20 protein-coding genes are annotated in these 18,546 nt (G+C 70.1%); 5 read left to right on the top strand and 15 right to left on the bottom strand.

The features are described from left to right. Positions 1-56: 56 nt before the first annotated feature. Positions 57-581: a GNAT family N-acetyltransferase gene (locus tag LV75_RS13380; RefSeq protein ID WP_253887199.1), complete on the bottom strand. Its 525-nt coding sequence runs from the start codon at positions 579-581 to the stop codon at positions 57-59. Between the two features lie 531 nt (positions 582-1,112). Here LV75_RS13380 and LV75_RS13375 point away from each other — a divergent pair. Further along, positions 1,113-2,222: a chymotrypsin family serine protease gene (locus LV75_RS13375; protein WP_253887198.1), complete on the top strand. Its 1,110-nt coding sequence runs from the start codon at positions 1,113-1,115 to the stop codon at positions 2,220-2,222. Positions 2,223-2,258: 36 nt separating this feature from the next. On the opposite strand, the gene LV75_RS13370 is transcribed toward LV75_RS13375, so the two are convergent. From LV75_RS13370 to LV75_RS13360, 3 genes are all read right to left on the bottom strand, one after another. Continuing rightward, on the bottom strand, positions 2,259-3,068 hold the full coding sequence (locus LV75_RS13370; RefSeq protein WP_253887295.1) for a TIGR02569 family protein: 810 nt from the start codon (positions 3,066-3,068) through the stop codon (positions 2,259-2,261). 92 nt (positions 3,069-3,160) lie between these two features. After that, complete coding sequence (locus LV75_RS13365; protein ID WP_253887197.1) at positions 3,161-3,604, bottom strand: FG-GAP repeat domain-containing protein; 444 nt, start codon at positions 3,602-3,604, stop codon at positions 3,161-3,163. 73 nt (positions 3,605-3,677) lie between these two features. Beyond that, positions 3,678-4,652, bottom strand: a complete 975-nt coding sequence (locus LV75_RS13360; RefSeq protein WP_253887196.1) for a hypothetical protein — start codon at positions 4,650-4,652, stop codon at positions 3,678-3,680. Positions 4,653-4,786: 134 nt separating this feature from the next. Between LV75_RS13360 and LV75_RS13355 the strand changes: the two genes are divergently transcribed. Beyond that, positions 4,787-5,227, top strand: coding sequence for a hypothetical protein (locus tag LV75_RS13355; RefSeq protein WP_253887195.1), 441 nt, complete (start codon positions 4,787-4,789; stop codon positions 5,225-5,227). Positions 5,228-5,639: 412 nt separating this feature from the next. Further along, positions 5,640-7,064 carry a DEAD/DEAH box helicase gene (locus tag LV75_RS13350; RefSeq protein ID WP_253887194.1) on the top strand — a complete coding sequence of 475 codons (1,425 nt, stop codon included), beginning with the start codon at positions 5,640-5,642 and terminating at the stop codon, positions 7,062-7,064. A gap of 106 nt (positions 7,065-7,170) precedes the next feature. Here the strand turns inward: LV75_RS13350 and LV75_RS13345 are convergent, their stop codons facing one another. The 9 genes from LV75_RS13345 to LV75_RS13305 form a co-directional block, all read right to left on the bottom strand. After that, positions 7,171-7,572 carry a hypothetical protein gene (locus LV75_RS13345; protein WP_253887193.1) on the bottom strand — a complete coding sequence of 134 codons (402 nt, stop codon included), beginning with the start codon at positions 7,570-7,572 and terminating at the stop codon, positions 7,171-7,173. A gap of 59 nt (positions 7,573-7,631) precedes the next feature. Next, a complete protein-coding gene (locus tag LV75_RS13340) occupies positions 7,632-8,339 on the bottom strand; it encodes a glycosyltransferase family 2 protein (protein ID WP_253887192.1) in 708 nt (235 codons plus the stop codon). Next, positions 8,336-9,616 (bottom strand): PIG-L family deacetylase, encoded by a 1,281-nt coding sequence (locus LV75_RS13335; RefSeq protein ID WP_253887191.1) that lies wholly within the window; start codon positions 9,614-9,616, stop codon positions 8,336-8,338. The genes LV75_RS13340 and LV75_RS13335 overlap by 4 nt, the downstream gene beginning before the upstream one ends. Next, positions 9,613-10,608 carry an acyl-CoA dehydrogenase family protein gene (locus LV75_RS13330; protein ID WP_253887190.1) on the bottom strand — a complete coding sequence of 332 codons (996 nt, stop codon included), beginning with the start codon at positions 10,606-10,608 and terminating at the stop codon, positions 9,613-9,615. Before LV75_RS13330 ends, LV75_RS13335 begins: the two co-directional genes overlap by 4 nt. Positions 10,609-10,717: 109 nt before the next feature. Further along, positions 10,718-12,958, bottom strand: a complete 2,241-nt coding sequence (locus tag LV75_RS13325) for a catalase (protein ID WP_308210944.1) — start codon at positions 12,956-12,958, stop codon at positions 10,718-10,720. Between the two features lie 484 nt (positions 12,959-13,442). Beyond that, positions 13,443-13,655, bottom strand: coding sequence for a hypothetical protein (locus tag LV75_RS13320; protein ID WP_253887189.1), 213 nt, complete (start codon positions 13,653-13,655; stop codon positions 13,443-13,445). Positions 13,656-13,759: 104 nt separating this feature from the next. Further along, on the bottom strand, positions 13,760-14,542 hold the full coding sequence (locus LV75_RS13315; protein WP_253887188.1) for an isocitrate lyase/PEP mutase family protein: 783 nt from the start codon (positions 14,540-14,542) through the stop codon (positions 13,760-13,762). Positions 14,543-14,637: 95 nt separating this feature from the next. Further along, positions 14,638-15,531 carry an SDR family oxidoreductase gene (locus LV75_RS13310; protein ID WP_253887187.1) on the bottom strand — a complete coding sequence of 298 codons (894 nt, stop codon included), beginning with the start codon at positions 15,529-15,531 and terminating at the stop codon, positions 14,638-14,640. Positions 15,532-15,623: 92 nt separating this feature from the next. Beyond that, entirely contained in the window at positions 15,624-16,250 is a 627-nt protein-coding gene (locus LV75_RS13305) for an HSP18 transcriptional regulator (protein WP_253887186.1), read from the bottom strand. A 168-nt stretch (positions 16,251-16,418) separates the two neighbouring features. Between LV75_RS13305 and LV75_RS13300 the strand changes: the two genes are divergently transcribed. Next, the gene (locus tag LV75_RS13300; RefSeq protein WP_253887185.1) at positions 16,419-16,850 is read left to right on the top strand and encodes an Hsp20/alpha crystallin family protein; all 432 of its coding nucleotides are present in this window, start codon (positions 16,419-16,421) and stop codon (positions 16,848-16,850) included. Positions 16,851-17,003: 153 nt separating this feature from the next. On the opposite strand, the gene LV75_RS13295 is transcribed toward LV75_RS13300, so the two are convergent. After that, positions 17,004-17,156: an alpha/beta fold hydrolase gene (locus tag LV75_RS13295; RefSeq protein WP_253887184.1), complete on the bottom strand. Its 153-nt coding sequence runs from the start codon at positions 17,154-17,156 to the stop codon at positions 17,004-17,006. Between the two features lie 304 nt (positions 17,157-17,460). Between LV75_RS13295 and LV75_RS13290 the strand changes: the two genes are divergently transcribed. Beyond that, positions 17,461-17,826 (top strand): STAS domain-containing protein, encoded by a 366-nt coding sequence (locus tag LV75_RS13290; RefSeq protein WP_253887183.1) that lies wholly within the window; start codon positions 17,461-17,463, stop codon positions 17,824-17,826. 87 nt (positions 17,827-17,913) lie between these two features. On the opposite strand, the gene LV75_RS13285 is transcribed toward LV75_RS13290, so the two are convergent. Next, entirely contained in the window at positions 17,914-18,504 is a 591-nt protein-coding gene (locus LV75_RS13285; protein ID WP_253887182.1) for a hypothetical protein, read from the bottom strand. Positions 18,505-18,546: the final 42 nt, after the last annotated feature.

The following is an 18,546-nucleotide window of genomic DNA, read 5'->3' as shown; positions in this document are numbered from 1 at the left end:
CCACAGGCCGTCGGTGTGCCCGCCTGCTCGGCTTCGCGGTTGGAAACCCGGCCGCTTCAGAGCTGTCGCGCGGTGAACAGCGTGATCCCGTGGACCGGGTCCGACTCCTCCCGTCCGGTCTCGGTGAAACCGACCTTGGCCAGCACTCGGCGAGACGCGGTGTTCCACTCCCAGACCGTGGCCAACAGGCGTGTGTAACCGGAGGCTCTCGCCCAGTCCAGAACGGCCAATGCGGCCTCGGTCGCGTATCCCCTGCCCCAGAACCGGCGGAGTAGCTCGAACGCCAATTCTGGTTCCTCTCCCCCACCGACCAGTCCGCAGTACCCGATGACGTCGCCTGCGGCCTTCAGCTCGACCGCCAGCAACCGCCTCGTCGATGGTCCGTTGGCCCGGATTGCGTCCTCCAGCTCCGCGACCGTAGGACGCCCATCGGCATCGATGTGACGGTGTGGTGGCACTCGCGGGTCGCGTTCGGTCCACAGTTCACGCTGGATGACGGCGTCGGCCACCCGCCACGGCCTGAGCAGCAAGCGGTCCGTCTCAAGTGGAACCCCGTAACCCGGCGTCAACCCAGCTGTCATGGCGACAACCCTGCCATAGACGGACAAGGCCGAGGTGCAGAAGGTCAGGGCAAGCGGACGATCGTCGGTAGCGTGCCGATGCTGAAACACTCCCCCTCCACTGTTGGCCAGTCGGGGGCAATTGCATGCTCGTCTTCATTGGTGTAAAGGCGACGGGGAATCACTACCAGGCTTCCGCGAGATTAACGACTGAGGTTGACAGCAAGAACAGGGGTATCGGGTAACACTGGGTCTGTGCTCCCATGGTTCTCTTCGGGGTAACGGAGGATGCCCGGCGCGAAGTGGTCGGGGTTGTGCAGGTGTTCGTAGCGTTCGTGTCCGTCGACAAGCGAAATGTGCTGGGTCCGTGGTACAGGCCGGTCAGGTGCGTCGGGACTTTCTCATGTTCAGTGAGCTACGAAACTAGGGGTACTGATGAAAATAGCGTTACGAAGAGCCCTTGCGATCGCCGGGGCTCTTGCCGTATTGCCGATAGCGGGGGTTTCGGCGCAGGCAGCACCTCAGGCGCTTTCGGCTGACGTGGTGGCCGCCATGTCGCCGGAGCGGCAGGGGAAGGTGCTGGAGCCGTTGCGGGTGGCCGCCGACGCGGTGGCCAGGGTGGGGCAGGGGGCTCGAGCGGACATCTACACGCAGGTGGAGATGGCCGCCGACTACCGGAAGATCAACGTCTACCTGACCGACGTGCGGCAGGGTCGGGACTTCATCGCCGCGGTGGCCAAGCTGGAACCGAAGGTCGACACCCGGCTGATCACCATCGTGCAGGGGAAGAAGACCTGGCTGCAGGTCCGCGAGGAGCTCTTGGCCGTCAGCAGCCGGTCGGACCTGCCGTTCACGGTGGTCTTGGCGGGCAGCTCGGTCGACGGCGGCACCGTGGAACTCGCGGTGGACAAGCCGGAGGCCGCGCGGGCGCACTTCGCCTCGGCAACCGTCGCGCGGCAGCGGAGCGCGACGGCGGCGCCGGAGATCCGCATCAGCAAGGCACCGACGACCAAGCTCCTGACCCGCTGGAACGACACTGCCCCGTTCTACGCAGGCGCCGCGCTCGGCCCCGCCTCCGGTGGGCAGTCCTACTGCACCAGCGGCATCCCGGCCATCAGCACGTGGGACGGCCGCCAGTGGCTGGTCACCGCGGCCCACTGCTACGGCGTCGGGGCCAACGTCTACACCGCGGGCGGCAACTTCATCGGCCAGGTCAAGTACACCCGGCCCGCGATCGACTCGGCGTTCATCGAGGCGCGGACCAACCGCTACACCTGGGACGGCGTGGACGCGACGGGCTACACCCGTTACCTCAACGGCGTGCGCAACGTAGCGGTCGGTGACTTCACCTGCCAGCTCGGCTACAACTCCAAGGTCATCTGCAACATCAGGACGACCCAAGCGGGCACCGCGAGCTGGTCGGCCAACGGCACGACCGTGCGCGGCAGCTGGGGCGTCCCGCACAGCGGCGGCGTCGTCGGCCGCGGCGGCGACAGCGGTGGTCCGGTGATCTACATCAACGACCCCAACTCCCGCCAGCTCAACGGCATCATCAGCGTCGGCTCCGGCTGCGACGCCAACAAGGTCTGCACCGGCGGCCTCGGTTGGGTCGACGTGTGGTCGATCTTCAACGATTTCGCCATCAAGCTCAATCCGTCCTAGTGGCAATGGTGCCCGGGCACTTGCCCGGGCACCGTTTCACCTGCTGCTGAGAACCAGTGCGATCACGGGTTCGTAGGCGCCGACGTGATCGGGTGTCCACCCTATTGCTCCGAACGCCCGGTCGTGGGTGACGATCCGGTAGATCAACGCGCGGATGAGCATCTGCGGCCACTCGGGCAGGTGTTGCCAGCGGGTGATCAGGTCGGGTTCCGCGTCGTACCAACACAGGGCATCAGCAACCGCGACCGCCGAGGCCCACGCGGTGGGGCGCCAGTACGGGGGCCAGTCAATGATGGCCGGTGGCAGGCCCTCGGCGAACAGGACGTTGCCGGGGAGGTCGCCGTGAACCAATTGGGATATCAGGGACACCGGCCGTCTCGCGTCGAACAGCGGCCGAAGCAGTCGCGTGGCGGGAGCTGATGCCCGGTGGGCTACGTCTTGCCAGGCAACACGATCTCCATGCGACCAGGCGTCGTCGCGCTGCTCAAGGAAGGCCGGACAGGGCAGATCAGCGACGGCGGCGTGAAAGGCGATCCCAGCACGCAACTGGTCATCCGTGCGGCTGACATCCGGCTCCCCTTCGACGAACCGACTCGCCTCCCAGCCCTCGCACACCCAAGCACCGGCCGCCGTCCTCAGTGGACGAGCAACTCGAAACGCGGACGACTCAGCCAGTCCGTCGAACACCTCGGCCCGCCACAACGTCTCGGCCAAGAACTCGACCGGTTTGAGGATCACCTGCCCCGCGCGCCAAGTCCCCCCTTGACCGCCCTCCAACAGAACCGGTTCGTGCCCAACGCCGAACGCGGCGATCACGGAGTCGGGCGGGACAGCGCGCGGTGACATCACGGCGCCGCATCGTACGGACAGCTGGGCGTAACCCGCGAGGAGATTACGACCAGGTCGTCGATGGCACCACAAGCCGGGCGGGCATGGTGTCAACCGTTGTAGGAACTTGTGCCCGCCCAGATCGGTGTGGTGAGGCCGGTCCTGATGGGGTTGCCGCTGTATCCGTTGAAGCCGCCACCGGGGTCTTTGAGGATCACCCGCAACGATCCATCCGCCGGACGGAAGAGAACGACGTCATCGCGGCCGTCACCGTTGTAGTCCAAGACATCGTGCCAGGTTCCTGGCTGGAGGCCTGGTGTGGAGGAACTGGTGGTGAAGTTCGGGGCTACCAACGTAGACAAGGTGGTCCCGCTCCACCAAGCAATGTCGTCGCGCTGCCCGTCACCGTCGAGGTCCGCCACCCCAGCCCACGTGGGAGCCCCGAGCCCGGTCCGGATCGGATTACCGCCATATCCGCTGAAACCGCCACCGGCGTTCTTGAGGATCACCCGCAACGATCCGTCAGCGGGGCGATAGAGGACGATGTCCGGCACAGCACCCTGGCCGTTACCACTCTCGTGGCGCTCGACCGCGTCGCCTATGACAGGCGATGGCTCAAGGGGCACGTCACGGCCGTTCGGAGGACCAGGCCGGGCCGTCGGTGAAGAGGCACATGCCCAAACCGGCTAGGGCGCTTCGGGAGCTGCAGAAGAGTTCGAGCTCGGTCTCCCCGACAGGGGCGGCGCCTGCGCCGAATCGGAAGTGTGGGCTCAGTGGTCCCCAGCCCTCGGTGGTGAACTCGCGTGTGGCGACGAACTCGGCCTCGGGGGCGCGGGGGTCGACGTGGATGTGCCAGAGGTCGGCATGGTCTTCCATGTCGACGCAGTGCATGACGCCCCGTAGGCCGATCATGTAAAGCTCGCCCGCGATGCTGGTCAGCAAGGCGATGTTGTCGTACCCGGTCTTCGTCCCGTCGACGTCGGCGCGGAACTCGACGATGGGGAACTCGGTGTCGAACGTCAAGGCCGGGTCACCGAGGGGGCGCCCGTTGGACCGGTAGAAGTAGGTCTTCCCGCACGGGTCGCTGCCGTAGACGGCGAGCACGTGCTGGTCGCCCAGCTGAGCGATCCCGACGGCGGCCGCGCTCCGGCCCGGCACCGTCACCTGCGGCTCGGGCAACGGCGTCGGTCCGCTGCGCTCGATGTCGCGCAGGTCGTAGAACCGCACCAGCGACGGCAACGACACCTCGGCCGTCGGTTCGACCCCGAGCACCAGGTAGTCCCCGATGACCTGCAGGCCACCCGGGTGCCGCATGCCGCCCGGGGTCGGGATCGGGTGGACCGCGACCTCGCCGGTCTCGCGGTCCCACACGGTGAACCAGCCCGCGTCCCAGATCAGCGTGCTGTGCGTCAGGATCACCCAGCGGTCCCGGTACACGCCCATGCCCTGGTAGTGACCGATCGGATCCGAGTCGACCACCGGCCGGTCGGCCACGCACGACTTCCCCCGCGCAGGCACGGCGGTGAACGCGGCGACCACGTCCACCAGGGGCGTGTTCCCGCCGCGCCCGACCTCAAGCGAACTCCCACGTGTCGCGGCCACGATCCACTCCTCCGCATCCGAACCGACTTGCCCAGACCGTATGGGCGGGGCGCAGACGGACCGCAGATCCAGCGCAGATCGGTGGCGCGGGTGCTGGTGGGCGGGGCGGCGGCGGGGCAGGCTAGTTTGCTCGGGTGAGTCTCCTCGATGACGTGGCCGAACGCGACGGCTGGCGGTGCTGGGTGTGCGACGAGCCGGTCGACGCCGAGATGTCGGTGAACGACCCGCGCGGGCCCAGTGTCGACAGCCGTACCGCCGACCGGAAGGCCAAGCTCGCGGAGCGGCTGGCGCACCGGGGGTGCAACACCCGCAAGGGCGCGGTCAAGGTCGTCATCCCCTGGCCGGACCGGCTGCACGTGGTCGAGCCCGCGCCGCTGATCACCGTCGCCGGGCGGCTGGAGCGCAAGGGCGGTCGCGAGATGGTCGGCCGCTGCCCGACCAAGCAGGACGCGCACGAGACCGCGGAGTGGCTGGTGGACCGCTTCTCCCGGTTGGCGCCCGGGCTACCCGTGACCGCGAACGTCGAACCGGGCGGTGGCCAGTTCCTCGTCATCCTGGTCGCGGGCAAGCGCTGACGATCCGTCAAACAGTCCTGTTAGGACCCCAAGGTCGCCGCGCTGTCGCTAGTGGTCGGATCCGAACACGGTACGCAGTGCGCTCGAGATGATCGCCAGAACCGCGGCCGCGGCTGTCTCAACACCTCGTCACCCACGAAGGCCGCCGGGGCGAGCGACAGTTCCCCGAAGCCGAACAGCCCTCCCTCAACCTCGCCACGCGGTCGCGCACAGCCTGTGTCGACGCCGCCTGCTCGTGCGACGTACGGCCGGTTGGCGCGATTTCATCGCACAGCGGCGGTTCGGTCCTGTATGGTTCAGGGGCGGTCTCGCCCGCACCGCTGCGGGCTGCCTACGCGTCGCGTCCGCGACGTGCGCCTGGATCTAGTGGCCCACGTCGCGCAGACCGTCCCTCAACGTTCCGGAGTACCCTATGGCGGCTCGCCGCCCCAGCAAGACCAGTCCGACCACGACCGATGACACCACGGCGGGGCGCACGTTCGCCCAGCTGGGAGTGCCCGCCGCGCTGGTCGACGTGCTGAGCGCCCGTGGTATCAGCACCCCGTTCCCCATCCAGACCGCCACGCTGCCGGACTCGCTGTCCGGCCGTGACGTGCTCGGGCGTGGCCGGACCGGGTCGGGCAAGACCTACGCGTTCGCGCTGCCCCTGCTCGCCCGGCTCGCGGCGAGCACCCGACCGAGGCGCCCCGGCAAGCCGCGGGCGCTGATCCTGGCGCCCACCCGTGAGCTGGCCGACCAGATCGCCGCCACCGTCGCGCCGCTGGCCGAGGCCCTGGCGCTGACCACGACGACGATCTACGGCGGTGTGCGACCCGGGCCCCAGGTGGCCGCGCTGCGCGCCGGGGTCGACGTGCTGATCGCGTGCCCCGGCAGGCTCGCCGACCACATCTCGACCGGGCGCGCCCACCTCGACGACGTCGAGGTCACCGTGCTCGACGAGGCCGACCACATGGCTGACCTCGGCTTCCTGCCCGTCGTCACCAAGCTGCTGGACAAGACCCCGCGCGGGAGCCAGCGGCTGCTGTTCTCCGCGACCCTGGACGCGGGCGTCGACGTGCTGGTCCGCCGGTTCTTGAGCAACCCGGCCACGCACAGCACCGACCCGCCGTCGGCGCCGGTCACGGCCATGACCCACCACGTGCTGCACGTGCAGCCCGCCGCCCGGCTGCCGGTCCTGGTCGACCTGGTCGCCGCGCCCGGTCGGACGGTGGTGTTCACCCGGACCAAGCGCGGCGCCACGAAGCTGACCCGCCAACTGGTCGCGGAGGGCGTCCCCGCGGTGGAACTGCACGGCGACCTCGGCCAGACGGCGCGCACCAGGAACCTGCTCGCCTTCACCGACGGCAAGGTGACCACCCTGGTCGCCACCGACATCGCCGCCCGGGGCATCCACGTCGACGACGTCGCCCTCGTGATCCACGCCGACCCGCCGGTCGAGCACAAGGCCTACCTGCACCGCTCGGGCCGCACCGCGCGCGCCGGCGCCGCGGGCACCGTCATCACCCTGATGACCGACGCCCAGGTCGCCGACGTCCGCGACCTCACCCGCAAGGCGGGCGTCACCGCGACCATCACCCGCCTGCGCCCCGGCCACCCCCTGCTCGCCGAACTGGCTCCCGGCGAACGCACCTTCGTCGCCCCGACGGCGAAGCCCGCGGCGACCCAGTCGACCCGCAACCCCCGCAAACCGGCCAACGCCAAGCGCCGCCAGGGACCGTCCACCCCGAAGCAGAGCCGGTCGACCGCCCCAGCCGCCCCGGAAGCCCCGGTGAAGACCGCAGGCGTCGCCGCCTTCTCAGCAGGCACCCGCAGCGGCGCCAGGCGCCGCGGCCGGTAACCGGCCTCGGCCACCGTTGCCACGCCCTCGATCGCGCTGAGTCCACACTGGACGCCGATCGAGCGACCAGGACTGAGCGGGTGGGCCGCCTAAACGGCCCACCCGCTCAGACTTCTGGCAGCCAATCCCAGTCGCCAGGACGCGCGCGCAGACCCTTGAAGCAGAAGCGCAAAGCCGCCGTCAACGACACCGCGTCGGTCCGGACCAGCGCGTCAGCAACGACTCCCGGTCCGGACAACACCACCGTCCACGGACGATCACGCTCGGCCGCCCGGACGTCGTCCACCTTGAGGATCACGGTGATGCCCCGCTCCCCCATATCGTTCATCAACTTCTCGACGTCAATCACGCCGCTCATCATCTCCGCCCCGGCAACCCGGTTTCCGCACAACGCCAAAGCGATGCCATCGACTTCAGCGATCTGCCCCTTGGCCAGGATGACGCGCTCCAGGTCCGCTGAGGAAGCACCTGACCTGACGTTGTCGCGCTCGATCAGCTTCTCGACCACCGCCTGCGCTGTTCGCTTGGTGCCATCGTTGTCTCGCGAGACCGTTCCGTCGTCGCTGGTCAGGCTGGGAGGGTGGCCAGGAGGTCGGCTAGGCCGCCGGTGGCGCGGCCTTGGGTTCGGGCGCTGGTGGTGACCGTGATGTGTTCGGCGTAGGTGCGGTGGTGGCCGGTGTGGCCGAGGCGGTGCCAGATGTGGTGGTCTTCGCCGGTGTTGATTGGGCCGAAGCCGCCGACGGTGTCGTAGGCGTCGGCGCGGATGCCCAAGTTGGCGCCGTAGATGTTGCCGTGGCCTTCGGGGATTCGGGCTAGGTCGAGGACTCTGGCGTAGTCCAGGATGGCTGCTCGGGGTAGGCCGTCGAGGTGGGCCATGCCTGCGGTGGCGTGGGTTCCGGAGTTGGCCAGCCGCAGGTGGTCGGTGAGCCAGGGGTCGGGGACAGTGGTGTCGGCGTCGGTCGACAGGAGCCAGGTGGCGGCCGGGGTGTGGGGTCCCAGGTGCTCACGGGCGTGCCGCAGACCCAGGTCGCGGACCTCGCCGAGTGGTCGGTCCCGGTCGTTGACCACGACGAGGGCGGGGTGTCCGTCCAGTTCGGACCGGGCGAGCGCGGCTGTGTCGTCGGTGCAGCGGTCGGCCACTACGCACAACGACCAGGCGACGGTGGGTGGCAACGCTTGCGCGGAGGCGGTGATCGCGCGCAGGCAGGCGCGGATGGTGTCGCGCTCGTCGCGGGCCGGGATGGCGATCGCGATGGCCGTGATCGGTGTCGTCATCGGCGGCGCAGGACGTGGACGGCGAACTCGTGGTCCAGGTGCTCGACCAGCGGGTCGAGGTCTGGGTGCTCGAGCAGGCGGCGGTGGGCGTCCATGCCGTCCCTGGGCGCCTCCGGGGCCCAGGGCAACCAGTGCGCGGCGAGCAGGTGTCCGCCCGGGCGGAGTGCGGCGACTGCCCTGTCCACTGTGGAGTCAAGGTCCGCGTCGTCGAGGTAGTACAGGATCTCGCTGAACACGACCAGATCCGCTGGTTCACCGGGGAAGTCGTCTGGCAACGCGCCGGGTACGACCTGAACGTGGGGCAGGTCCTCGGTGCGACCTCTGGCCCGCTCGACCGCCGCGTCTACCGGGTCGAACGCGGTCAACCGGTCGCACCGAGCAGCGAGTTCCACGGTGAGTTGGCCGATCCCGCACGCCGGTTCCACCGCCACCCCGTACCGCTCGTCCGGCAGGCAAGCGAGGGTGACGGCCCGTTTGCGGCGCTCGTACCAACTGTCGACCACCGACCACGGATCGGTCCGCGCGGCGTAGAGGTCGGCGAACCGGTCGACCGGAGCGCTCTCGCGTGGCGGCTCGCGGAACAGGACCTCCACCGCGCGGTCGAAGTGGCTCAGCGTCGCCGCGTCCAAGATCGGTTCCGAGGTGTCCACCTGGGATGTGAAACGCGCGATGGCGGCGGCTTTCCGTCGGCGCCGCGAGGAATCCATCGACACACCGAACGCACGGGAACGCGGCACGGCGGAGTCGTTGGGGCGCAACCAGTGCCACATCCAGATCGGGTACGACCAGCGGTGCGCGGTCACCGGCGCCACCCGCAGGCCGACCTCGCCCGCGCATTGGTGGTCCGGGTGCGGATCCCCCGGCCATGGCACCACGCACAAGTCGGCTCCCACCATCGCCGAACCGAGTGCCGAGGCCAGCTCGCCGCGGTGTCCGGTCAACTCCGAGTCCGGCAGGCCGAGCCACTGGACCTCGACGTCGTCAAGGCCCTGCACATGTAGCGCCGACATCAGTTCACGGCGCCGGGTGCGGCCAAGCTCGGCGCGTTCGGCGGGCGAACTCCCCGGGAACGCGGCCTCGCCGTCGGTGGCGACGACCAGCCGGATGTCGGTGCCGCGCTCGTGCAGCGCCTGGATCAGCCCACTGGCACCGAGAGTCTCATCGTCCGGGTGCGCGGCCACGACCACCGCGCGGCCGTACGACTCGTCCGGGAACTCGCGCAGACCACTCAGCCAGGACGCCCATTCGCTCTCGTCGGTGGTCGCCCGCCCGGTCACCGCGCGTCCAGCACGGTGCGCCCGAGCGCGGCGAGATCACGCTCGGCGTGGTGCTGCCGGACGTAGACCTGCAGGTCGGCCAGCCGTTGGGCGAACTGGCGGTCCCGGCTCAACGGCGTCGGCCCCACGATGCGCGGCACCCGGTCCACCACCTCCCAGGCAGCGCGTTCCACCACGGCCCGCGACGTGGCCAGGTGGTGGGCGCTCGCCACACCGTGATCCACCAGGCGAGCCACGTGTTCCAGGTGCGCCCCCGCGCCCGCTACGGCCGCGTGCAGCGCTCCGAGGTGGGCCAGCTGGTGCTCATCGGCCTCGCGACCACCCAACACGGCGGCGACGTCGTCGAGCACCCCGACCGCGCCGCCCAGCCACACCGCGGCGACCCCGCCCCCGCCGACCGCGAACCCGCCGCGAGCGGTGTACCAACCGGGCGGTCCGATCACCGCGACGGGCTCGACCCGGTCGAAGGACACGTCCGCGCTGTCGGAGGCGTCCATCCCGATGGCCTGCCACGTCCCCGGGTCTGGTGTGACCCCTGGGTGCGTCAAGTCGACCTCGACCAAGCACGCGCCACCGCCATCGTCCGCGACCACCAGCGCCCGGTCCAGGCCGGTCGCGCCCGAGCAGAACCGCATGGTCCCCTGCACCCGCCCGCGGACCACCCGCGCGCCCACGCCACCGGATCGCGATGCCCACACGCCGTAGAGCGAACCAGCGACCGGCGCCCGCCCCGCCTCAGCCAGGATGGCTACAGCGTCGACGTGCCCCTCGGCCAACCGCGCCACAGCGAGGTCGGTCCGCCCCAGGTCGACCAGGCTGCTCCAGCGCTCCAGCGTGTCCACGCCCGCCAACGGCAGGTCGAGGGCACCGCTGCCGAGCCGCGCCCGCACCTCGGTGATGACGGACGTGGCCGACCGCGGGGCCGGGATCCGCCTCGGGTGCCCGAGATCGAGCCACCCCAAACCAGTGGTGGTGCGCACAGCAGCCGACAACGGGCCTCCCTCGATGTTCCCCCAACGATGCGGGCATACCCCGCTACCAGCGGCTTCACGCTTCCCGGCCGGATGAGGTCGGACACGATCGGGCGCCGGGCCGGTCGGATCAGGTGGCCGACGCCGGGAACCGGTCCCACACGCGGTGACCGGCCAGCAGGTCCAGCACCTGGGGGAACACCTCCGCCGGGTCCTCGCCCACCACCACACCGACGTCGTCGAGTCCGATGCCCGCCTCGGTCAACGCCGCGCTCGCCGTCCCCCACCCGCCGATGACCTTGGCGTGCCGGTAGGCCTCTTGGAGCATGAGCACGATGCGGGGGTCGACGGCGGCGCGGTGCGGGACCGCGTCCGGGGCCGGGGGTGGGGCCGCTGCCACGAGCAGCGCGTCGAACTCGACGGAACGGGCGGTGAGGAAGGTCCGCTGCGCGGTCAACTCCAGTGGCAACTCCCCGCCGCGCGCGGCGATGACCAGCGGGGTCATGCCCGCGTCGGTGATCGCTCGCTGGAGCGCGGGTACCCCGTCGAGGCCGGACGGGTCCGTCGCGTCGACGACGATGCCGATCACCCGGCCGTCGGTCGGCCACCGCTTCCCCAGCTGCGACAGCGCGGGGCTGGGGGTCACCTCCGGTAGCACCGCGGTCGGTTCCGGGGCGGGCAGCCCGAGACCGGCGGCGACCGCCGCGCACAGCTCGGTGTCCACATTGGCCAGTACCCTCAGCTGCCGTTCCTTGATGGCCTGTTCGTAGCACTTGCCGAGTTCGAAGGTGAACGCCCGGATGATGTGCTGGCGCTCGAGGGGTTCGAGGCTGCGGTAGAACAAGCGCGGCTGGCTGAAGTGGTCGGAGAACGACGCAGGCGACTTGCGCTCCTTCACCGCCGCCGCGACCGGCGCGGCGATCTCCGCGTACGCGCCCGTGTCGGCGCCCGCCTGGAAGGGGCAACCGCCGTCGAGGCTGTTGGGCTTGTAGGGCGCGACACCGCTGTGCACCGCGTGCTGGTGGAGCCCGTCGCGCAGCATGTCGTTGACCGGGGCGTGCGGCCGGTTGACCGGGATCTGGTTGAAGTTCGGCCCGCCCAGGCGGCTGAGCTGGGTGTCGATGTAGGAGAACAGCCGGGCGTGCAGCAGCGGGTCGTCGGTGACGTCGATGCCCGGGACCAGGTGTCCGACGTGGAAGGCGATCTGCTCGGTCTCGGCGAAGTAGTTGGTGGTGTTGCGGTTGAGGGTCAGCACGCCGACCGGCCGCACCGGGGCGAGCTCCTCCGGCACGATCTTGGTCGGGTCGAGCAGGTCGATGCCCTCGAAGGTCTGCTCCGGGGTGTCCGGGAAGACCTGGATGCCCAGCTCCCACTGCGGGTAGGCGCCCGCCTCGATCGCGTCGAACAGGTCCCGCCGGTGGAAGTCCGGGTCGACCCCGCTGAGCAGTTGCGCCTCCTCCCACTCCAGCGAGTGCACGCCGAGCCTGGGCTTCCAGTGGAACTTCACCAGCGACGTCGCGCCCTCGGCGTTGACCAGCCGGAAGGTGTGCACGCCGAAGCCCTCCATCGTCCGGTAGGACCGCGGGACGGCCCGGTCGGACATGCTCCACAGGACGTGGTGGGTGGCCTCGGTGTGCAGGGACACGAAGTCCCAGAACGTGTCGTGCGCGCTCTGCGCCTGCGGGATCTCCCGGTCCGGGTGCGGTTTGGCGGCGTGGATGACGTCGGGGAACTTGATCCCGTCCTGGATGAAGAACACCGGGATGTTGTTGCCCACCAGGTCGAAGTTGCCCTCGGAGGTGTAGAACTTCGTGGCGAACCCGCGGGTGTCGCGCACGGTGTCGGCCGAACCGCGGGAGCCGACGACGGTGGAGAACCGCACGAAGACCGGTGTGCTCTCGCCCTCGCGCAAGAACGCGGACTTGCACACCTGCTCGGCGTTGCCGTAGCCCACGAACACCCCGTGCACACCGGCGCCGCGCGCGTGCACGACCCGTTCGGGGATGCGCTCGTGGTCGAAGTGCGTGATCTTCTCGCGCAGGTGGTGGTCCTGCAGCAACGTGGGGCCGCGCGACCCGGCCTTGAGCGAGTGGTCGGTGTCGCGCAGCCGGGTGCCGGTCGAGGTGGTCAGGAAGGCGCCCTGCTGCTCGCGGCTGTTGGCACCGGTCTGCGCGCCCGTGGCCGTGCGGGTCTCGGGTTCGGTTTGGTCGGGCTTGCGCGGCAGCGGCTCCCCCGGCTCGGTGGGTTCGTCCACCGCGGGCGACGTACTGCTCGGCGCACCCGGTGTCGCGGGTGCGGTGAGATCCGCGATCTTGTCCACCGCTCTCTCCAATGCTTCCTTGACGGCGCGGGCGGGCTTGATCGGATCCACAGGTTCCTCCTCGGCACGGCTACTCCCCCGGGCTACCCATCTCGACCAGGACTAGACCTTCGTCGTGCGCGCGGGCCGCTCGCCTCGGTCCAGGCGGGGTGGGTGGGGGCGGTGCTGCGTCGAGCTGTGGCGGTCCAGGCGAGCGAGTCCGCGATGGCCGCCGTGGTGGCGTGGGTACTCGACGACCGGGCCCCGGGGCTGCCGCGGCCGTTCCTGGGCCCGTACGCGGCGGTACTGGCCGAGGCCACGGTGCACCGACCGCGGAAGGCCTCGCCCAGCAGGTCATCGCCTCGGGGACCGCGGCCCGGTAGCGGTCCTGGCCTCGCGGCCGATCCCGAACCGGCCGTGGTCCGGGGGGACGCTGTGCAGGCGGCGCCGCTGGTCGGGACGTGGTCGGTCTTCGCGACAGCGGCAAGTGGATCGGCGTCCGGTGGGAACCGGGTCACCTGCGGGTCCTGCGCTGTGCCCCCGGTCGCAGCGGCGATCACCCGTACGTCGCCTCGGCCACCGCGTCGGCGAAGCCGTCGAGCCGCTCACCCGGCGAGGACCAGCGGGCCCGGTGATCACCACCGTCCTCGTCGCGCCACGCCACCGCGGCAGGTTCCTCGGCGCCCACCGGCCCGGGGTCGTCGACACGATCATCGCCGTCGCGCACCGCGGCCTGCCTGACGTCCCGTTGAACCAGGTCCTCAGGCAAGCCGACGACGCCACCGCGTGATCCGGCCCGCGCTCGTGGGCAGGCACGGGGACTGGTGTGGACTAGTGGCGCGACTCAGAACGTCGACGTTCTGAGTCGAGCCACTAGTTCAGCGGACGGGTGCCCTCCGGAACGCCGCCGCCTTGGTGGACGGTTTCGACGAGTTCGGCCAGCGCGGTGAGGGCGACTCGCTGCGACAGCGGTCCGAAGGACACCCGGGCCACGCCCAGCTTCTCCAGTTCGGCCAGGGAGGGTGTTCCGGGCAGGCCGATCAGGGTCAGCCGCTGCGGGCCGACGGCGTCCACCAGGGCGCTCACCTGCTCGAGGTCCAGCTTGCCCGGCACGAACACCACGGGCGCGCCCGCGTCGAGGTAGGCGCGGCTGCGCTCGATGGCGTCGGCCAGCACCTCGGCCGGATCACGGTCGCCCGCCTTGAGGAACACGTCGGTGCGGGCGTTGAGCACGAAGTCCGGCACGCCCTCCGCAGCCGCCGCCGCGACGACGGCCGCCACCTGCGCGACGGCCTCGGCGAGCGGCTTGACCTGGTCCTCCAGGTTCGCCCCGACCACGCCCACGGCGATCGCGCGGCGCACGGTGTCGGCGGCGTCGCCGTAGCCGCCCTCGAGGTCGGCGGTCACCGGCAGGTCGGTCGCGTCGACGATGTTCTTGACCTCGGCGATCATCTCCGCCACCGGGATCTTCTCGCCGTCGGGGTAGCCGCGGCTCGCGGCGATCGAGTGGCTGGCCGTGGCCAGGGCTTTCGTCCCCGGGACGTCGGCGACGACCTTGGCGGTGATGGCGTCCCACACGTTCACCACGGTGAGCAGTGCGGGATCCCGGTGCAGGCGCAGCAACTCCCGCGCGCGGTCGGACTGGCTGCTGGACATGGGTATCTCCCCAGACTCGGTGTGGCAGGTCGCTGGGCGCGATACTGGCCGAGTTCCGGCAGCGGCGCCAGGTGAGCCACATTGCGGACGCGGTCTCAAGTGATGGGAGACCCGCCGGTGACGGCGATGACCTCGCCGGTGGTGTAGCTCGATTCCTGCGACGCCAAGAAGACGTAGGTGGGCGCCAGTTCGGCGGGCTGGGCCGGGCGCCCGAGTGGCGCTTGGGCGCCGAAGGACGCCACCTTGTCCGGTGGCATGGTCGCGGGGATCAACGGTGTCCACACAGGACCGGGCGCGACGGAGTTGACCCGGATCCCCCGGTCGATCAGGTTGAGCGCCAACCCTTTCGTGAAGTTGACGATCGCCGCCTTGGAGGTGGCGTAGTCGAGCAGGTGCGGCGAAGGCTGGAACGCCTGGATCGACGAGGTCGTGATGATCGACGACCCCGGTGCCAGGTGCGGCAACGCCGCCTTGCAGAGCCAGAACAGCGCATAGACGTTGGTCTTCAGCACCCGGTCGAACTGCTCGGTGTCGATCTCCGGTAGCCCGCCGTCGCGCGACATCTGATAGGCCGCGTTGATGATCAGCACGTCGATGCGCCCGAACGCCGCCACCGCCCGCTCGACCACCCGCGCGTTCTCGGCCTCCACGCTCAGGTCGCAGACGACCACCTCCGCGCGCCTGCCCGCTTCGGTGACCAGCTCGACCGTGGCCCGCGCGTCCTCTTCCTCGTCGGGCAGGCAGGTGATCAGGACGTCGGCGCCCTCGCGGGCGAACGCGATCGCCACGGCGCGGCCGATGCCGGAGTCCCCGCCGGTGATCACCGCCACGGCGTCGGTCAACCGGCCCGAACCGCGGTAGGTGCGCTCACCGTGGTCGGGTTCGCTGTCCATCTGGTTGGTGGGGCCGGGGTGGTCGATGTCCTCGCCCGCGGACACCGGACCCGGGTACTGCGTGCGCGGATCACTGCGGGTGCTCTGGTCGGCCATCTGGGCTCCCCCGTGGGTGGTGGGCGTCGATCGCCGCGGGGATTCCCAGGCCGCCGCCGGTCAAACCCGCGGGTGGCGGTGGCGCAGGTCGGTCAGGACCCCGCCTCGTGGCGGGCGCGGTGGACGTGGTCGGCGACCCTGTCGATCCGGTCGGCCAACTCGGGGTGCGACTCGCGCAGGTGCCGCCCGGCGTCGGCGAGCGGGGTGAGCAGGTCCGCGCTGTCGGCGCCGCCCAGTGCATCGGTGACGTCGTCGACCGAGCGCTGTCCGTCGCGGTCCAGGCCGTCGACCACGCTGACCGCCGCGGCCAGCCGCCGCAGCAGCACCGCGTTGTCCCTGGCCCAGCGCACGACGGCGCGGTCCCCGGCGCGGCGGTCGCGTTCGGCGCGGACCCGTTGCTCGCCGGTGCTCGTCGTCGTGCCGTCCGGTCGGCCCCGCAAGTAGCGGCGCTCGGCGGCCTGCCTGCTGGCCACGCCGAGCGCGGGGGCGATCCGGGCCCAACTGACCCCGGCCGCGCGCGCGGCCTCGATCAACCGCGGCTCCCACCCGGCGAGCTCGTCGCGGATGTGGCGCAGCAACGTGAGCGCGGCCAGCACGTCGGCGGCGTCGGCGGTCTCGTGCTCGGCGACGGTGCGGACCAAGGCGAGGTCGGCGAACGCGCCCTCGTCGGCGGCATCCGCGCGCAGCCACGACCGCGCGTCGCCGCGGTCGTCATCCATCGTGGCTCCCGTTCGTCGTCACTGGGATGACTTTAGCCGGATTCCGGAAGGGTGACGACAGTCTTGTAGGTCATCAGTTGAGCGACATCACAGTTGTCATCGTTGTGATGACATGTTAGAAAGGTGGTGCGCGTTGACGACCGCACGGACAACACAGGAGGTGGAACGATGTTGATGCGCACCGACCCGTTCCGGGAGCTCGACCGCATCGCCCAGCAGGTGTTCGCGGGCGCCCAGGGAACCTGGTCACGGCCGTCCTCCATGCCGATGGACGCCTACCGGGCCGGGAACGAGTTCGTGGTCCGCTTCGACCTGCCCGGCGTCGACCCCGACGCGATCGAACTCGACGTCGAGCGCAACGTGCTGAGCGTGCGCGCCGAACGCAGGCCCCAGGAGGCCAGCGACGGCGTCGAGTTCCAGGTTTCCGAGCGGCCGCACGGCGTGTTCAGCAGGCAACTGTTCCTCGGCGACACGCTCGACACCGAGCACATCAGCGCCGCCTACGACCACGGCGTGCTGACGCTGCGCATCCCGGTGGCCGAACGCGCCAAGCCACGCAAGATCGCCATCGGCGGCAACCGCAAGTCCATCGACGCCTGACCCCCGGGGCGCGCCGTGGGGCCGGGACGGACCCGGCCCCACGGCGTCGTCCACAAGAGTTACTGCAGTTCGGTGCCAGCCCGATGCGACCACAGACCGCCCTAGCGAGGTCGAGCGCGGCGGACACCGGTTGGTGTCCGCCGATCAACCGGCTTAGGCACGAAGGAAAGCGGTCGGCGCGGGCCCGCGGGACCTGCCATAGCCGCGCAAATCGGGGCACACCAACGCGAATCCCTGCTCGACCAGCAACGGCGCTACCCGGTGCCATGTCGAGGAGGGGCGGGAATGGCCGTGCGACAACAACACCGGAGGCCCCGCCCGCCGTGGCGCGCGAAGACACGAGCCGCACCCACGTCGATCGTCGCCTCGGAGAACCCCTCGAACATCGCTGCCACAGGTCGTGGATACCCGCCCAGCGGGGATCACGAACCCTGCCCCGACCACAGCGGGGAGCACACCGCCGAACGACGCGGGTCACTGCTCACCTCGCGGACATCACGCGCCATCGGCGGTCAATCATGCACCGCGAAACATGAATCGATAGTGTTAAGTCACCTATCCGGGCGGTTGAGCACCAGCTGCCCACACCGCGCGGACTGGAGGCACCGGCATGTCCACCCTGTTCACGGTGTCCGTCGAGCAGGAGCCTGACCGCACCACCCTGCACGCAAGCGGCGAGATCGACATGGGCACCGTCTCGACCTTGGCCGACGCCCTCGACACCGCCCAGGAGTCCGGCTCCGCGGTGGTGGTCGTCGATCTCACCGAGGTCACCTTCCTCGCCTCAGCCGGACTCGCCGCCCTGGTCGCAGCCGACCAACGGGCCCGGACGACCGGCGGCGCACTGGTCGTGGTCAGCCCACCGGCAGGCGCGGTGCACCGAGCCATCACCGTCAGCAGCCTCGACCGGGTGCTCACCCTCGCCGAAGACGCGGTGACGGCGGATCGGCAGGTCCGGGAACGGCGTGATACTTAGGACAGTGAAGCGCACGGGGAAGCAGTGGGCCCGCACGGACATCCGCGAACTCTCACCGCTCCAAGACTTCGGTCTGCCTCGTCGTGATCAAGTCACTTGAGGTCGCAGCTCAGACATCCGTTCCGCCAGACGGTCATCCCCGAAGTAGGACACAACTCGACCGGCATTGCGAAAGAACCACTCCGACACCGGCATCCGATAGGCCTCAACCCAGTCGAAGAGTTCCTCGACCGCGCCGCGCAGATCACCCGACTCCACCCGGATGTGCAGCCCGATCAACACCTCGCGGTCGAGTCCACAGGAGACAATCACCAAGTGCCGTACCGAGCGCTCCACAGTGGTTGAGTCGACCACAAGATCCGCCTCTTCCTCCGGCGGCTCAGTCCCCCAGTGAACCTGGCAGCGCAGCCTGGTCACGGCCATCCAGGCACGCTCATAGGCCAGGTAGTCCCCCACCGCCGCCACCTGCCGGAAGTACCGCGGCGTCAGCGATACCTCCTCCTCCATGAGCCAGTCGGTCAGGAAGTCGAACGCGAGCTCCCACTCCCTCTGCGCCACATCGTCCCGGATACCATCGGCCAGCCCAACCGGCAGGCCGGGCATCTGATCGACCAGCAGCCCCAGCACGGCCGCCATGGTGTGCGTATCCACAACCACAACCCGTTCCGATTCGGTCATACCCGTCATCTCACCAGCAATTCCGATAAACGCCAACGTAAG

The organism is Actinokineospora diospyrosa (assembly GCF_024171925.1).
GTDB lineage: Bacteria > Actinomycetota > Actinomycetes > Mycobacteriales > Pseudonocardiaceae > Actinokineospora > Actinokineospora diospyrosa.
The sequence above is the reverse complement of the archived record's forward strand: the minus strand, read 5'-3'. Positions and strand labels throughout refer to the sequence as shown.

Excerpts from the sequence above, each read along its gene's own strand:
- LV75_RS13380 (WP_253887199.1), bottom strand. The coding sequence starts at position 581 with ATGACAGCTGGGTTGACGCCGGGTTACGGGGTTCCACTTGAGACGGAC.
- LV75_RS13375 (WP_253887198.1), top strand. The coding sequence starts at position 1,113 with ATGTCGCCGGAGCGGCAGGGGAAGGTGCTGGAGCCGTTGCGGGTGGCC.
- LV75_RS13370 (WP_253887295.1), bottom strand. The coding sequence starts at position 3,068 with ATGTCACCGCGCGCTGTCCCGCCCGACTCCGTGATCGCCGCGTTCGGC.
- LV75_RS13350 (WP_253887194.1), top strand. The coding sequence starts at position 5,640 with ATGGCGGCTCGCCGCCCCAGCAAGACCAGTCCGACCACGACCGATGAC.
- LV75_RS13340 (WP_253887192.1), bottom strand. The coding sequence starts at position 8,339 with ATGACGACACCGATCACGGCCATCGCGATCGCCATCCCGGCCCGCGAC.
- LV75_RS13315 (WP_253887188.1), bottom strand. The coding sequence starts at position 14,542 with ATGTCCAGCAGCCAGTCCGACCGCGCGCGGGAGTTGCTGCGCCTGCAC.
- LV75_RS13310 (WP_253887187.1), bottom strand. The coding sequence starts at position 15,531 with ATGGCCGACCAGAGCACCCGCAGTGATCCGCGCACGCAGTACCCGGGT.
- LV75_RS13305 (WP_253887186.1), bottom strand. The coding sequence starts at position 16,250 with ATGGATGACGACCGCGGCGACGCGCGGTCGTGGCTGCGCGCGGATGCC.
- LV75_RS13300 (WP_253887185.1), top strand. The coding sequence starts at position 16,419 with ATGTTGATGCGCACCGACCCGTTCCGGGAGCTCGACCGCATCGCCCAG.
- LV75_RS13290 (WP_253887183.1), top strand. The coding sequence starts at position 17,461 with ATGTCCACCCTGTTCACGGTGTCCGTCGAGCAGGAGCCTGACCGCACC.
- LV75_RS13285 (WP_253887182.1), bottom strand. The coding sequence starts at position 18,504 with ATGACCGAATCGGAACGGGTTGTGGTTGTGGATACGCACACCATGGCG.